This window comes from bacterium, assembly GCA_024226335.1.
Classification (GTDB): domain Bacteria; phylum Myxococcota_A; class UBA9160; order SZUA-336; family SZUA-336; genus JAAELY01.
Genome location: JAAELY010000167.1, coordinates 15,394 through 29,084, shown reverse-complemented (window position 1 = coordinate 29,084; position 13,691 = coordinate 15,394). Strand labels below are relative to the sequence as shown.

The window sequence follows — 13,691 nt, the reverse complement described above, 5'->3', positions numbered from 1 at the left end:
GTGGCCTTCTGGCGATCCCCCTCTACTCCAACTCGCGCACGAAAATCCGAACACGCGTAAAAGTTCCCCGGCCCCGCTGAATCCTTCCGACTCACTCGAGGCTCCAGGAACGCTCCGCCAAACTGTTTGTTAGTTTCCCGTTCTAAGAAAATCAGATGCGCCAGATCAAGTGACGATCGTCGATTGTCCAGATACAGTCCGAGATTCTCGATCAGCCCCACTCGATCCAACCCTCGACATGGAGCTGGCGAGGGGACTCGAACCTCCAACCTGCTGATTACAAGTCAGCTGCTCTGCCAATTGAGCTACGCCAGCGCAAGTGACGATTGTATCAGGAGATTCTCGGGTTGCCACCGTCTCCCGAAAGCCCTCTGGATGGGTGTTTCCCCACATGGAGATCGCCTCAACTCTTTCGCCTGACTTCCGCCGTGCGCAAAAGGAGATGGGCTGCGGCGGCGGCCACGCCGAGTGACTCCACTCGACCTTCCACCGGAATCGAAACGCGCTGACTGGCCAGTTCTCTGACCGAGGGCCGCGGCCCGCGATCCTCGGAGCCGAAAACCCATATCAAGGGACCACAGAGCAGAGGCTCATCGATCCGCTCGATCGGGAGTCCATCGAGCTCGCCGATCAGGATCGCGAAGCCCTCCGAGCGAGCGAATTCGAGTGCGCGGCGGAGATTTGGGGCCCGTCCGACCCGCAGATGCTCCAGCGCCCCGGCACTGGCCCGCAACGCTCCGCCACCGATCGGCGGAGAGTGGCGATCTTCCAGAATCAGACCACTCGCACCGGCCACCTCCGCCGAGCGCGCAATCGAGCCCAGATTCCCGACATCCGTCACGCGATCGAGCGCGACCAGAAGTGGCGCGTGTTCGCTGCCCAGCAGGGACTCGAAGGGCTCTTCGGGGAAGACATCGACTCGAGCGCTGACCCCCACCCCCGATTTTCGCGTCGCGGGAATGCCCCGTTCCCGCAAGAGCGCCTCGAGCTGCCGCTGTCCCGGGCTCGAGCGGACGCCCCCAGAGGGCAGAATCACATCGTACACCTGCCGCCGACCGGCTCGGAGTGCTTCGATCACCGGGCGAACCCCTTCGATCGTGACGTTCTTTGAGGCAGATCGCGCCATGAATCTACTCTAGCCCAAGACCGCGGGTAGCCATCGGTTGTGGTCCGGAGAATGGGTCCGAGCTCCAAAGAGGGTATGTTGGCAGCACAGATCCCCGGCAAGGCGACTCCGAGAGTTGCCAACGGGTCTCGATTCGAGCATTTCGCTGACAGACCCATTCTCTGCACCACCAACACCTTGACGAGACGACCGTGCGCTCCGCCTCCCTTCGCCTCCCTATACAGAAGGCCCGCCCGCCCTGCGAAATTCTCGCAGCCCTACCCGCAGCTTGTGGCGCGCGGATCCTGGAAGCCCGGGCGGGTGAAGGCTGGGGAACGGGTCCAGCCTCCGGCGGCCGGGGACACCATTTCCTGGCGATGGCCCCCGAGGTCGAGTTCGTGGGCCGCGCAGAAGCACTGGAGCGAGCTCGAAGCTGGCTTCAGGGGTATCGTGATGCTCTTGGCGAAGCGGCGTGGTTGATCGGCAGTCTGTCCTACGAGCTGGGATTCGAGTTCGAGCCCAGCGGCCGCTCGAATTTCGATTCGCCATGTGTTTTTCGCAACACGGTCGACCTGGCCGGGTTCCGTGCCCTCTACCGTTTCGATCCCGATTCAGGCCGCGGAGAGGTTGTCGGCAGCAGTCAGGTGGCGGTCCAGAGGCTGGCTCAGACGATCAATCGATCTGTCGCGGAGGCGAAGGAAGCGGAGCCGGTCCAGATCGGGCCGGTCTCGTCTCCGACGAGTGACAGCGCCTTCCTGGACTCGATCCAATCGATCCTGGCTTTCATCCGCGCCGGGGACGTCTACCAGGTGAATCTGTCGCGCCAGCTCGAATCCAGCGCCCCGCCCCTTCAGTCTCTGCGATCCATGTACACCCGGCTGAGCCAGCGAGCCGAAGCGCCGTTTTCTGCCTATCTAGAGAGCACGCGGCGCTCGGTGCTATCGGCTTCCCCGGAGCGCTTCCTGCGCGTAGAAGGCGGGCGTGTCGAGACCTGTCCCATCAAGGGAACGAGACCGCGCGGCAGCACCCCAGAGGCGGATGCGGAGCTGGCCAAACAGCTACTCGCTTCCGGGAAGGATCGAGCCGAGCACATGATGATCGTAGACCTTCAGCGCAATGATCTCGGGCGGGTGTGCGAGTTTGGCAGTGTGAAGGTGAGGCGCCTCGCCGAATTGCGCAGCTATCCGGCGGTCCATCACCTGGTTTCTTCGATCGAGGGCCGTTTGCGATCTCCGAGCGACTGGCCGGCGCTGCTTCGAGCGACTTTCCCGGGCGGCTCGATCACAGGAGCCCCCAAGCTGCGCGCCATGCAGATCATCCACGAACTCGAACCCGTGCCGCGCGACGTGTACACGGGCGCCATCGGCTACGTCGATTCAGCGGGAAGCCTCGACTGGTCGATCGCGATTCGCACGGCCGTCGCTCGAAATCGGCGCCTGTCACTGCACCTCGGGGGCGGAATCGTCGCAGACTCCCGCCCCGACCACGAACTCCAGGAAACGCGCGACAAAGGCCGCGACTTCGCCCGGCTCTGGGGGCTCAGGGGCTGATCGCAGACCGGTGCGAGACTTTCCGGAAGGTATCGGCGGGGACAGCCAGACCCAGGGGCGACAGGAAGCTCCAGCCGGGTCTTTGAGTCCACCGCTTGAACGCCTGCGCACCAGCACACGCGAACTCAGCAAGGGTTCCGTTGTGCGGAGTGTCTCAAGACGTCCGAAGACCACTCCGAAGTATCTCGCATGGACGCAGCGGAGGCGAAATGAAGAATTCGAAGCAAACCCACTCTGGCGACAACGCGACACCGATCATCGGTCCGATCGAGATCGGCGGAAACGCAGAGTGGCGTCGCATCGAACTTCCAGAATCTCCGCGCATTTCAAATGACGCCATCGCAACCAGACAGATTGCTCCTGAGCAACGCGTCCACACGAACAAAGAGGTCTCGATCGCTGCGCACTTCAGCACGATTGATCCCGTTCGCGATGCCGCATCTGGAACCGTCTTCTTTGAAACGAGTGAAGAAGAAGTCGTGCTCAACGTGTCGCGTCGGGGTATCTGCCTGCAATGCGAGCGAGCGCCCGCGATCGGAACGCGACTGCTACTCGAATTGAAGCTACCCGGCGAGAATACGATGGCGGACATGGTTGGGCGAGTCTGCTGGACGCGTCCCGAATACCTCAAAGGTGAGCACGGTGCGCGGGCGATCGCAATCGTCGGAATTCAGCTTCTCGGAGGCTCACCCATCGGACTGGAAACCTACGATCGAAGCATCGGACAGCTCCTGCAGACCGCACCGGACGCAGTTGCTAGCCCCGAAGCCGTCGGATAGCATGCCGGACAGGTAGAACTGAGATGTCGACGAACAGAACAGCGGGGAATTTCCGCGTCATGCGCCATCGGCGCACTCTGGACATCTACCCCGATCCTGTTCGCAAACGCGAACGTCGCATCCGAGCGATCATCTCGTCGATTCAAAGAGACGTTGACGAAGGCGGTCGCGCCCGAGTTCGGCAGATCCTCAAGGGCCCCTGCGAACTCTACCGACTGGAACTCGAACTCCCGGAGATGTCGTATCAGCGGACCACGATCCTCGATCGCGACACCCTGACCGAACTTCTCGAGCAGACGCCCGAAGAAACCGTCCGCCAGTCGTTCGTTTTTCCGCGATAGAGACCCAAAAGGCCTCTCATCGGTGGTACCCGGAGCGGGATTCGAACCCGCACGGAGCTTTCACTCCAAAGGATTTTACTGCTTTTCCGACGGTTTCCCGCCGGCATGGACTATCTCATCACCCACGTGGGGTGCCGGGCGCTCTTCGGCGGGGGTTATTGTTGGGACTCACCCCGCTAGTCTCTGCACCTTCCGCGGAACCTTCGCCCTCCGCGACTTGGCTCAGGATTACCATGGCCGACCACGCCAGCGGCGCAAGCGCGACTTTAGGCTTCCCTGAATTCACCCGGTTTATTACCCGCGCGTTGCCGCGCGGGAGACCCAATCCTTGAGTCCCCTGTGTCTGCCTATTCCACCATCCGGGCACGGAAGACGAAACTATAGCGGGGGCGCCAGAGCGAGAAAGCCTCGTGGTGTCATCCACCCCGAAAAATGGGCCCGGAAGAAGGTTGGAGGCGCCGCCCGGATTTGAACCGGGGATCAGGGCTTTGCAGGCCCGTGCCTTACCACTTGGCTACGGCGCCGTTGGCGGATTTCGAACCGCAACGAGGCATAGCTTATACGGTAGGCAGCCAGCGGCTTCAAGCCAGCCCGTCCAGACCGGGAGCTCTAAGGCGTTTCGCAGCCGCACGCACCACGACGGCGCGACCTTCCTGGACTTCGACGCTGTTCAGCAGATGCCCCTGGGCGGTGCGGGTCATGCGCGCTGAAAAGCGCTGCTTCACGTTGCAACGCAGCACCTCGTCGGCGTCCACGGACAAGCTTTCAGCGTCCAGCACCTCACAGCTACCGTCGCTCAATTCGACCTCGCCCGAAGCCTCGTCATAGCTGGTCACCCAGAAGGCCACGTCCTCGACATCGAGCCAGCCGCGAAAATGTCCGATCTGGACGATGAAGGTGCCCTCCGGTTCCGCCCAGCGGACCCCGCGAAGGAAGGCGCGGTGCAGCCTCGCGTTCGTCACCTCGACACCCTGGTGCCAGAATCGACCCGTGCTCCGTAGAACCAGACCCAGCGGCCGCAACGGCGGCGGATCGTTCAGAGCTGCTCCGGTTGAACCGCGCCGTCTGGGGATTCGATCAGAACACCCCGACAGTCATAGCGGTGCCAGTACACGATTCGCCTGCGACCATCGGCGAGCAGGTAGACCCACTTCTCATTGAAGCGAATACCGTGCTCCTCGTGGATGCGCGGATCGTTGACGCTCCCTTCCCACTCGTGGACGTCGCCCCAACGCTCGCGCGCCTGCGGATGGGTCAGCTCCTCAGCGGTCACACTCACCCCCGATCATGTTGATCATGTCGAAGGTCGGCACGATGTCGGCCAGCATTCCGCCAATCAACATCTCCTTCATCGGAGCGACGTTGACGAAACTCGGTGGCCGGCAGCGCACCTTGTACGGCTTTCCAGTGCCGTCGGACACGACGTAGAAGCCCAGTTCGCCATTGGCCGATTCGACCGCCGCGTAGGCCTCACCCTCCGGAACTCGGGGCCCCTCGGTAACGCCCTTGAATTGCTGGATCAACTCTTCCATGCGGCCAAACACCCGATCCTTGGCAGGCCAGCGCACTCTTGGATCGTCGATGTTGACCGGATCGCCCTGGGTCTTTTCGAGCACGGGAATGCACTGCCGGATGATGCGAATGCTCTGATTGATCTCCTCCTGGCAGACCAGGAAGCGATCGAAATTGTCGCCGATCGCTCCGACGGGCACATCGAAATCGATCTCGTCGTAGGTGAGGTAAGGCTGGGCTTTTCGCAGATCGAGAGGAACTCCGGCTGCTCGCAACAGCGGTCCGGTAACGGCCATCTCGATCAAACGCTCCTTCGAAAGCGTTCCCGTGTTGCGAAAACGGTCGACGAAGATGCGATTCGAAGTGACGACCTTGTCGAAATCGCTCGTCAGCTTCTCTACCTCGTTCAGCGATTCGCTCAAACGAGTCAGGTAGCCCTCGGGAATATCGCGTTGCATTCCACCGATCCGGACGTAATTCGAAGTGACCCGTGCTCCGCACAAGCCTTCCTGAAGATCCCAGATCAGCTCGCGTGCCTCGATCCCGTACAGAAACGGAGTCATAGCGCCGAGTTCGAGACAAGCTGCACCGACGCGCGTAAGGTGGTCGCCGACGCGCGACAGTTCGCCCGCCATCACGCGCATCCACTGGCAGCGCGGAGTCATTTCGCAATCGAGCAGCTTCTCGACGGCCATGCAATAGGCCAGGTTCGCGAGAATCGCGGAGTTGTAATTCAATCGGTCGGTATACGGAATCGCCTGGTACCAGGTGCCGCTCTCGCACTCCTTTTCGAAACCCCGGTGCAGGTACCCGACCATGACGTCCATGTCGACGATCTCTTCACCATCGATCTCGAGCAGGATCTTGACCGTGCCGTGCGTGGCGGGATGCGAAGGCCCCATGTTCAGGATCTGGTGATCCGCGTGCAGGTCGCCCTTTTCTCCCGGTGCAAGCTTCCTTTTCTCTCGCTGCGCCAAAGGTAATTCCCCCTGCCCTAATTCCGCGGTCCGATGAGCGGCTGTCGCCGCTCCTTCGGGTAGTCCTTGCGCAGCGGGTGCCCCTTGAACTCCTCATAGAGAAGCACGCGCTTGAGATTCGGATGGCCTCGAAACGAGATGCCGTACATGTCCCAAACCTCTCGTTCCATCCAATCGGCCGAAGGGAAGATCTCGACGACCGAGTCGACTTCACATGGATCGGCGGGAACGCCCGCCTTTACGCGCAAGCGTTGATTCATCCGACACGGCTCGGTTCCCCGCGGTTCAACATCGATTGCGGCCAGGTGGTAGACGAGTTCGAAACGCGGCTCGCGCTCGATGTAGTCCACCGCGGTCAAATCCATGAGGAGATTGAATCGCAGTTTCTCGCCGTCCCGAAGCTCGAGCAGGACGTCCTGAAGACTCTCGGGCGCGACCAGGATCGTCGCATCACCGCGATACGCGTGGCTGTCGAGCACCGCTTCGCCGAGCGATTCCTTTACGGTCCCGAGTAGAGGTTCGGCTTCGGTCAACGGTTGTACTCCCGACGAATGAAATCCAGGCGACGCTTGACCTCTGGCTCGGGCCGCAGCAGGTCGCTCATATGGTGGAGCCCATCGATCCGCTCATAGCTGGCCAACTCGACATCTCGGCTCATGACGATCGCCTCTTCAGGACAGGCTTCCTCACACAGACCGCAGAACATGCAACGGGTCAACTCGATGTCGAAGACCGCCGGAACGCGCTCGATCTTCTCGTCCGTCTCTCCGGGCAAGATCGTGATGCAGTCCGTTGGACATGCGAACTCACAGAGCCCGCAAGCCACGCATTTCGGCTTGCCGCTGTCGAGCGCGACCAGAACGGGGTGGCCGCGAAACGCGTCCGCGTAGTCCAGACGCTCCTCGGGGTACTGAACCACGAAGGTGCGCGGCTTGCCGAGCATATAGCCCCAGAAGTTCCGCATGAAGTGGCGACAGGTGACGGCCAGGCCAACGAAGATCGTCGGCAGATAGAGTCTCTCGGCCCAGCCGAGTCGCTCCCGTCGGCGTACACGTACAACCTTGCCCGGCATTCCGGCGGCCCCCCTTTTACGGGATCGTAAGATACGGTCTGGGAGACTGGAATCAACGCCGGGAGCGATCCGGGCGGCTCTCCGCCAAAGAATCCTCGCGAAGTTCTCAGCCGGTTGCCGACTTTCCGGCGAGTTGCTCGGCTCGATAGGAGCTGCGAACCAGGGGGCCGGAGAGCACATCCGCGAAACCGATGCGTCTGCTTTCCTGCTCCCAGGAGTCGAACTCCTCGGGCGTGACCCAGCGATCCACCGGCAGCCGATCGGGCCCCGGCGAGAGATACTGGCCGATCGTGAGCAACTCGCAGCCGGTCGCGCGAATATCGGCCAGGGCCTGGCGGATTTCCTCCGGGCGTTCGCCGAGCCCGAGCATCAGCCCGGTTTTCGTGGGAATATCCGGCCGCAGCCGCCGGGAATTCGCAAGAACGTCGAGCGAGCGCTGGTAGCGGCCTGCCTTGCGCACAGATCGCTGCAGGCGTTCGACTGTCTCCAGGTTGTGGTTGAGCACGTCCGGTTCCGCCTCGAGAACGCGTTTCAACGAGGCTTCCGAACCCTTGAAGTCGGGAATGAGGACTTCAACCCGACATTGGGGCGAAGATTCGCGAATCGCTACCAGAGTGGCAGCAAATTGCGCCGCCCCGCCGTCGGCCAGGTCATCCCGAGCGACGGCCGTCAGCACCGCAAAGCGCAGGCCCAGGCTCGCGACGGCATCGGCGACGCGCGCTGGCTCCTCTGGATCCAGTGCCTCGGGTCGACCGGTCTGGATATCGCAGAACCCGCAGGCGCGGGTGCACAGATTGCCGCTGAGCATGAAGGTCGCCGTTCCCTGCGCCCAGCACTCACCCACGTTTGGGCAGGCCGCCGACTGGCAGACGGTATTCAGATGCTTGTCCCGAACCAGATCGAACAACGCCTCGAGTTCCGGATTCTGCCGGTAACGCACCTTGAGCCAGGACGGCCGATCCGCCCGGCGGTCCGGGCGCTCGGGTCCGGCGTCACTTCCGTCTATCTGTAGGAGATCACTCATGCAAAACACTTTCGCAGATGGAACTCGATCCGCTCTTCGACCTCGGCCAGACGGACGGATCGACCGAGTTCGACTTCCATGCTGGTCATCTGGACTCCCTGCAACCCGCAGGGAATGATCGCGTCGAAGCGAGACAGATTGCAACACACATTCAAAGCGAAGCCGTGCATCGTGAGCCAGCCACGCACACCCACACCTATCGATGCGATCTTCCGGTTCTCGTCCATCCAGACTCCCGCGTAGCCTTCGCGTCGTCGCGCATTCAGGCGGAAATCGGCGAGAGTGTCGATCAGCACGCCCTCGAGTTCTCGCAGGTAGATGTGTACATCTGCACCGCGGTGTTCGAGATCGAGGATCGGATACCCGATGAGCTGGCCCGGCCCGTGCCAGGTCACGTCGCCACCGCGGTTCACGTGGTAGACCTCGTAGCCAGCTGCTTTGAGTTGATCGTCCGGAGAAGAGTTGCCCGGCCGCGCACCGCGACCGAACGTGATCACATCGGGATGCTCGAGCAAGAGCACCGTGTCACCGATGTGGCCTTCGCGACGCTCGCCGCGCAACTGCTCTTGCAGACGCAGTCCTTCACCATACGAAAGCCGACCCGGCTTGAGAATCTCGATTCCGGCTTCAGAAACCGCTTGCATCGCGGATCAGCTCCTCCGGAGATTCCAGGAGCTTGCGAATCTCACCGAGGAATTGCGCCGCTTTCACGCCATCGACAACACGGTGGTCCACCGAAAGGCCCAGTGTCGTCATCGACCCGATCGCGATCTCACCGTCGACGACGATCGGGCGCTGCGAGATCGTACTGACGGCCAGAATCGAACTCTGCGGCGGCGTGATGATCGCGTAGAAGCGGTCCACACCGAACATGCCCAGGTTCGAGATCGTAAAAGTCCCATCAGCATAGTCCGATGGCTGTAGCTTGCGCATGCGCGCCCGCTGAATCAACGCGTTGGCATCCTCGGCCAGGCGAAAGACGTTCTTGCCCTGACAGTTCTTGACCGTCGGCGCAACCAGCTCATCCTGCACATCTACGGCGAGACCGATGTTGACCCCCTCGTAAAGGGCGATGTCATTCTCTTCCGGTCGGAACGTCGCATTGACCTCCGGCTTGTTCTCGAGCGCAACGGCAACCGCCTTCATCATGAGGTGCGTGTACGTAAGGCGAGGTCGCTTGTCTCCCGACTCCTGATTCGTGCGATCCCGCTGCTCGCGCAGCGCATCGGTGCGCACGTCCATCTGAACGTAGAAGTGGGGTGCCTCGCCCTTGCTGCGCACCATGTTCCGGATCAGAGCTTTGCGCTTCTGAGAAAGCTGAAGGGCGCCGCGGAAAAGCTCCGCCTCGCGTTCCTTCGCCTGTGTCTTCACATGGTCCGCGTGGGACATGAGATCGGACTTCGTGATGCGTCCACCGGGTCCGCTGCTTTTGACCGATTCCAGGTCGATCCCCATCTGATCGGCCATGCGCAGCGCAAGTGGCGTGGCGCGGATTCCGTCGACGTCGGGCTCCTGGGTTTCGAGTTCGGCGAGGTAGGACTCCAGGTCGGCAACAAGCACCGCACCCATGGGTCCGCTGCCCTCGATCTCGCTCAAGTCGATGGACTTCTCCTCGGCGAGCCGTCTTGCGCGAGGTGTCGCCCGCTGCCGGTCCTCGTCGTAGGCAAACGGAGTCATGATCCGCTCACCGGACACCGCAGGTGGAAGTCCGCCTCCCGAGGGGCGGGACGGGGAAAGCGACACAGGTGCAGCCGCGTGCGTGACCGGGCTATCGGCCGGAAGCGCGCTACTGGCAGAAACCCTGCTAGCGGGAGTTTCGAGCGCAGCGACGTCGCTCGCGGCCATGTCTTCGTCACTCTCCCCGGGCAGACGAATGATCGCGATCAGAGTTCCGACATCGACGGTAGCCCCCGGTTCGACCAGCAGGGAGTGAACGACGCCCTCGGTATAGGACTCGAACTCCATATCCGCTTTGTCGGTCTCGATCTCAGCGAGGATCTCTCCTCGTTTGATCGAGTCGCCGACACTCTTGCGCCAGGCGAGCATTCGCCCTTCCTCCATGGTGTCCGAGAGTTTGGGCATTCGAATCTGCTTGGGCATGGAGGATCTCCAGAATCGTCAGAGGGTGATCTTGAGCACCGCGTCGACGACCCGCTGCGCATCGGGCAGCGCGAGTTTTTCCAGGTTCTTGGCGTAAGGCGTCGGGACGTCGGCCGCAGCTACCCGCTGGACCGGCGCCTCGAGTTCGTAGAAAAGGTGTTCCTGAATACGGGAAGACAGCTCGGCGCCCATTCCGACGTTGCGCCAGCCTTCTTCGGCGATCACGGCGCGCCTCGTACGCGCGACCGAACCCAGGATGGTGTCGATATCCAGCGGATCGAGGGTTCGGGGGTCGATGACTTCGGCCTCGATGCCTTCGCGCGAAAGTATCTCGGCCGCCTTCAACGCCTCGTGCACCATCTTCGACCAGGCCACGATCGTCACGTCACGTCCCGGCCGCTTCACCTCTGCGACACCGAAGGGCAGCAGGTATTCCTCTTCCGGGATTTCACCGCGCGAGCCGTAGAGACCTTCGTGTTCCAGGAACAGGATCGGGTCTTCGCTGCGCACGGAGGTCTTCAACAAACCGACCAGATCGTAGGGAGTCGAGGGTACGATGACGCGGATGCCCGGTGTGTTGACGAACCAGGATTCGACCGAATGGGAGTGCTGTGCCGACTTCTGCGTGCCGCCCCCTACCGCAGCGCGAATCACCATCGGCAAGCTGACCTGCCCTCCGAACATATACCGGGCCTTCGAAACGTGATTGATGATTTGATCCATCGCCACGATGCCGAAATTCAGAGTCATCAACTCGGCGACCGGGCGCAGTCCGCTCATGGCCGAGCCCATGGCCATCCCGATGATCGCCGCTTCTGCAATCGGTGTGTCGCGAACGCGGCGCGCGCCAAACTCGGCCATCAGGCCCTCCGTCGCGCGAAAGGTCCCCCCCACGAGCCCGACGTCTTCGCCCAGGACATAGACGCGTTCGTCGCGAGTCATTTCTTCGGCCAGAGCTCTCTGGACCGCTTCGAAGTAGCGAATCTCAGGCACCGTGGTTCTCCACGTACACGTCGTCGTAAAGCGAGGAAGCATCCGGCACGGGGCTTTCCTCCGCGTACATCATTGCGTCGATCACCGTCGCGTTCGCCTTCTCGGCAATCTGGTCGAGTCGCTCTTGATCGACGATCCCCGCCTCGAGCATCGACTTGGCAAGCCGCGGGATCGGATCTCGTTTCTTCCAGAGTTCGGCTTCCGCGACGCTGCGGTACTTGCCCGCATCGGTCATCGAGTGACCTCCGTAGCGATAACAGCGAGCTTCGATCAACACCGGACCGGAACCCTGTCGCACATGGCGCACCATTTCCTCGCAAGCCTCGCGAACGGCCAGCACATCCATGCCGTTGACGACGTGCCCGGGAATTCCGTAGCCCTGGGCCTTCTTGTGGATCTCATTGAAGGCCGACGAATTGCGCACGTCGGTACCGATCCCATAGAAGTTGTTCTCGCACACGAACACGACCGGCAGATCCCAGAGCTTGGCCATGTTCAGTGATTCGTGAAAGACACCCTGATTGGAAGCTCCATCTCCCAGGAACGCCATGACGACTCGATCGTTGCCCTGCATCTGCATCGAAAGTCCGAGTCCCGCCGCGATCGGCAGATGCCCGCCGACGATTCCGTAGCCGCCCATGAAGTACTTCTCTGCATCGAAGAAGTGCATCGAACCGCCCTTGCCTTTGCAGCAACCCGTGGCGCGCCCGTAGAGTTCGGCCATGAGTGAACGCGGACTGCTACCCCGCACCAAAGCGTGAGCGTGCACGCGATAGGTGCCGAGCGCGTAGTCGTCGTGGTTCAGCGCGGTGATCGCACCGGTTGCAACCGCTTCCTGCCCGATATAGAGGTGCATGAAGCCCCCGATCAGGCCATCCGCATAGGCTTCTGCGGCGCCCTCTTCGAAGCGGCGGATGAGCACCATGTCTTCGTACATGCGGATCTGATCAGCAGGAAAAACACTCACGAGCTAAACCTCGAATTCGGCGGCTTCCAGGTAGCGCCCGACAGCGAAGAGGAAGCCGTTCCCGGTAACTCCGTCGACAACCCGGTGATCATAGGAAAGAGCCAGGTGCATCATGGGGCGAATCGCGATGGTATCCGCGCCATCGTGTTCCACGACGACCGGGGTCTTGCGGATCTCACCCATTCGCAAGATGCCAACCTGTGGTTGATTGATCACTGCAAAACCGTAGAGGTTTCCCTGCCTTCCCGGATTGCTGACGGTAAACGTTCCGCCCTGTAGATCATCCGCACCGATCGTCTTCTTGCGAGCACTCTGTGCCAGTTCCTCGATGCGCTCTGCAATACCTACCAGCGACAGGCGGTCGGCATCCCTGATGACGGGAACGAGCAGACCGCGCTCGGTCTCGACAGCCACGCCCACGTGAATGCCGTTTCGCTCGACCAGGGTGTCGCCGACGACCGTGGCATTCAAGACGGGATAGTCCTTCAGGGCCCGCACCGTCGCCTGCACGATGAAGGGCAGGAAGGTCAGACTAAAGCCGCGCTCCGCCTTGAACGAGTTCTTGAGGCCGTCGCGAAGCTGAACCAGTTTGAACAGATCGAGTTCGGCGACCGTTCCGACGTGCGGTGAAACGATCTTGCTGACGACCATGTGCTCGGCAATGCGCCGGCGAATACTCGAAAACGGCACGACGCGCTCGTCCTCGCGCACCCGATGAGTGGGCACCTTCATCTTCGCCAGGAACTCGAGCACGCTACCCGGCGGCGCGCTCACCGCCGGGCTGGTCGCGGATTTCTTTCCGGGAGCCGTCGCCCGGACCGGGGTTCCACTCAAGTCGGCCTTGGTCACAAGACCTCCGGCACCACTGCCTTCAGTGGTACCCAGGTTGATTCCCTTGTCTTCGGCGATACGTCGCGCCAGCGGTGTGGCGCGCACGCTCGAGTCGCCGGTCGGAGCCATCGCCGGCCTATCTGTCGTTGGCGTCGCACTCCCAGACTTCGCGCCCCCACTGACCGTGGCCTCTGCATCCGGATCGATCTCGGCCAGTTCTGCACCGACCTCGACGACATCGCCTTCGGAAACGAGCAGACGCGTCACGACACCGGCCTCGGGAGCCGGTACTTCCGCGTCGACCTTGTCGGTCGTGATCTCGCAGATGGTCTGGTCCTTCTCGACCTTCTCACCCTCCTGGACCAGCCAGTGCTCGAGGGTTCCCTCGACCACGCTCTCACCCATCTGGGGCATCGTCACAGTCACCGACATCTGCTCAT

General features: G+C 61.8%; 15 protein-coding genes and 2 tRNA genes. 3 read left to right on the top strand and 14 right to left on the bottom strand.

All coding sequences use genetic code 11. The annotated features are described in order from the left end of the window. Window positions 1–239 precede the first annotated feature (239 nt). Both GY725_07980 and GY725_07975 read right to left on the bottom strand, forming a co-directional pair. A tRNA-Thr gene (locus tag GY725_07980) sits at window positions 240–315 on the bottom strand. Window positions 316–403: 88 nt separating this feature from the next. Further along, window positions 404–1,126 (bottom strand): RNA methyltransferase, encoded by a 723-nt coding sequence (locus tag GY725_07975; GenBank protein ID MCP4004116.1) that lies wholly within the window; start codon window positions 1,124–1,126, stop codon window positions 404–406. Window positions 1,127–1,317: 191 nt separating this feature from the next. Between GY725_07975 and GY725_07970 the strand changes: the two genes are divergently transcribed. The 3 genes from GY725_07970 (at window position 1,318) to GY725_07960 (ending at window position 3,775) form a co-directional block, all read left to right on the top strand. After that, window positions 1,318–2,655 carry an anthranilate synthase component I family protein gene (locus tag GY725_07970; GenBank protein ID MCP4004115.1) on the top strand — a complete coding sequence of 446 codons (1,338 nt, stop codon included), beginning with the start codon at window positions 1,318–1,320 and terminating at the stop codon, window positions 2,653–2,655. A gap of 209 nt (window positions 2,656–2,864) precedes the next feature. Then, window positions 2,865–3,434 carry a hypothetical protein gene (locus tag GY725_07965; GenBank protein MCP4004114.1) on the top strand — a complete coding sequence of 190 codons (570 nt, stop codon included), beginning with the start codon at window positions 2,865–2,867 and terminating at the stop codon, window positions 3,432–3,434. A gap of 23 nt (window positions 3,435–3,457) precedes the next feature. Further along, complete coding sequence (locus GY725_07960; protein ID MCP4004113.1) at window positions 3,458–3,775, top strand: hypothetical protein; 318 nt, start codon at window positions 3,458–3,460, stop codon at window positions 3,773–3,775. A gap of 450 nt (window positions 3,776–4,225) precedes the next feature. Here the strand turns inward: GY725_07960 and GY725_07955 are convergent. From GY725_07955 to GY725_07900, 12 genes are all read right to left on the bottom strand, one after another. Continuing rightward, a tRNA-Cys gene (locus GY725_07955) sits at window positions 4,226–4,299 on the bottom strand. Between the two features lie 57 nt (window positions 4,300–4,356). Further along, window positions 4,357–4,737, bottom strand: coding sequence for a hypothetical protein (locus GY725_07950; GenBank protein MCP4004112.1), 381 nt, complete (start codon window positions 4,735–4,737; stop codon window positions 4,357–4,359). A 74-nt stretch (window positions 4,738–4,811) separates the two neighbouring features. Continuing rightward, on the bottom strand, window positions 4,812–5,054 hold the full coding sequence (locus GY725_07945; GenBank protein MCP4004111.1) for a hypothetical protein: 243 nt from the start codon (window positions 5,052–5,054) through the stop codon (window positions 4,812–4,814). Further along, the gene (locus GY725_07940; protein ID MCP4004110.1) at window positions 5,038–6,189 is read right to left on the bottom strand and encodes an NADH-quinone oxidoreductase subunit D; all 1,152 of its coding nucleotides are present in this window, start codon (window positions 6,187–6,189) and stop codon (window positions 5,038–5,040) included. The genes GY725_07945 and GY725_07940 overlap by 17 nt, the downstream gene beginning before the upstream one ends. A 92-nt stretch (window positions 6,190–6,281) precedes the next feature. Further along, entirely contained in the window at window positions 6,282–6,797 is a 516-nt protein-coding gene (locus GY725_07935; protein MCP4004109.1) for an NADH-quinone oxidoreductase subunit C, read from the bottom strand. After that, window positions 6,794–7,336 (bottom strand): NADH-quinone oxidoreductase subunit I, encoded by a 543-nt coding sequence (locus GY725_07930; GenBank protein ID MCP4004108.1) that lies wholly within the window; start codon window positions 7,334–7,336, stop codon window positions 6,794–6,796. The genes GY725_07935 and GY725_07930 overlap by 4 nt, the downstream gene beginning before the upstream one ends. Before the next feature lie 106 nt (window positions 7,337–7,442). After that, complete coding sequence (lipA, locus tag GY725_07925) at window positions 7,443–8,360, bottom strand: lipoyl synthase (GenBank protein MCP4004107.1); 918 nt, start codon at window positions 8,358–8,360, stop codon at window positions 7,443–7,445. After that, window positions 8,357–9,004, bottom strand: a complete 648-nt coding sequence (gene lipB, locus GY725_07920) for a lipoyl(octanoyl) transferase LipB (protein MCP4004106.1) — start codon at window positions 9,002–9,004, stop codon at window positions 8,357–8,359. Before lipB ends, lipA begins: the two co-directional genes overlap by 4 nt. Then, window positions 8,988–10,460, bottom strand: a complete 1,473-nt coding sequence (locus tag GY725_07915) for a 2-oxo acid dehydrogenase subunit E2 (GenBank protein ID MCP4004105.1) — start codon at window positions 10,458–10,460, stop codon at window positions 8,988–8,990. Before GY725_07915 ends, lipB begins: the two co-directional genes overlap by 17 nt. 18 nt (window positions 10,461–10,478) lie before the next feature. Next, window positions 10,479–11,453, bottom strand: coding sequence for an alpha-ketoacid dehydrogenase subunit beta (locus GY725_07910; GenBank protein MCP4004104.1), 975 nt, complete (start codon window positions 11,451–11,453; stop codon window positions 10,479–10,481). Then, the gene (gene pdhA / locus GY725_07905; GenBank protein MCP4004103.1) at window positions 11,446–12,390 is read right to left on the bottom strand and encodes a pyruvate dehydrogenase (acetyl-transferring) E1 component subunit alpha; all 945 of its coding nucleotides are present in this window, start codon (window positions 12,388–12,390) and stop codon (window positions 11,446–11,448) included. The genes GY725_07910 and pdhA overlap by 8 nt, the downstream gene beginning before the upstream one ends. A gap of 33 nt (window positions 12,391–12,423) precedes the next feature. Continuing rightward, entirely contained in the window at window positions 12,424–13,683 is a 1,260-nt protein-coding gene (locus GY725_07900) for a 2-oxo acid dehydrogenase subunit E2 (GenBank protein ID MCP4004102.1), read from the bottom strand. Window positions 13,684–13,691 lie beyond the last annotated feature (8 nt).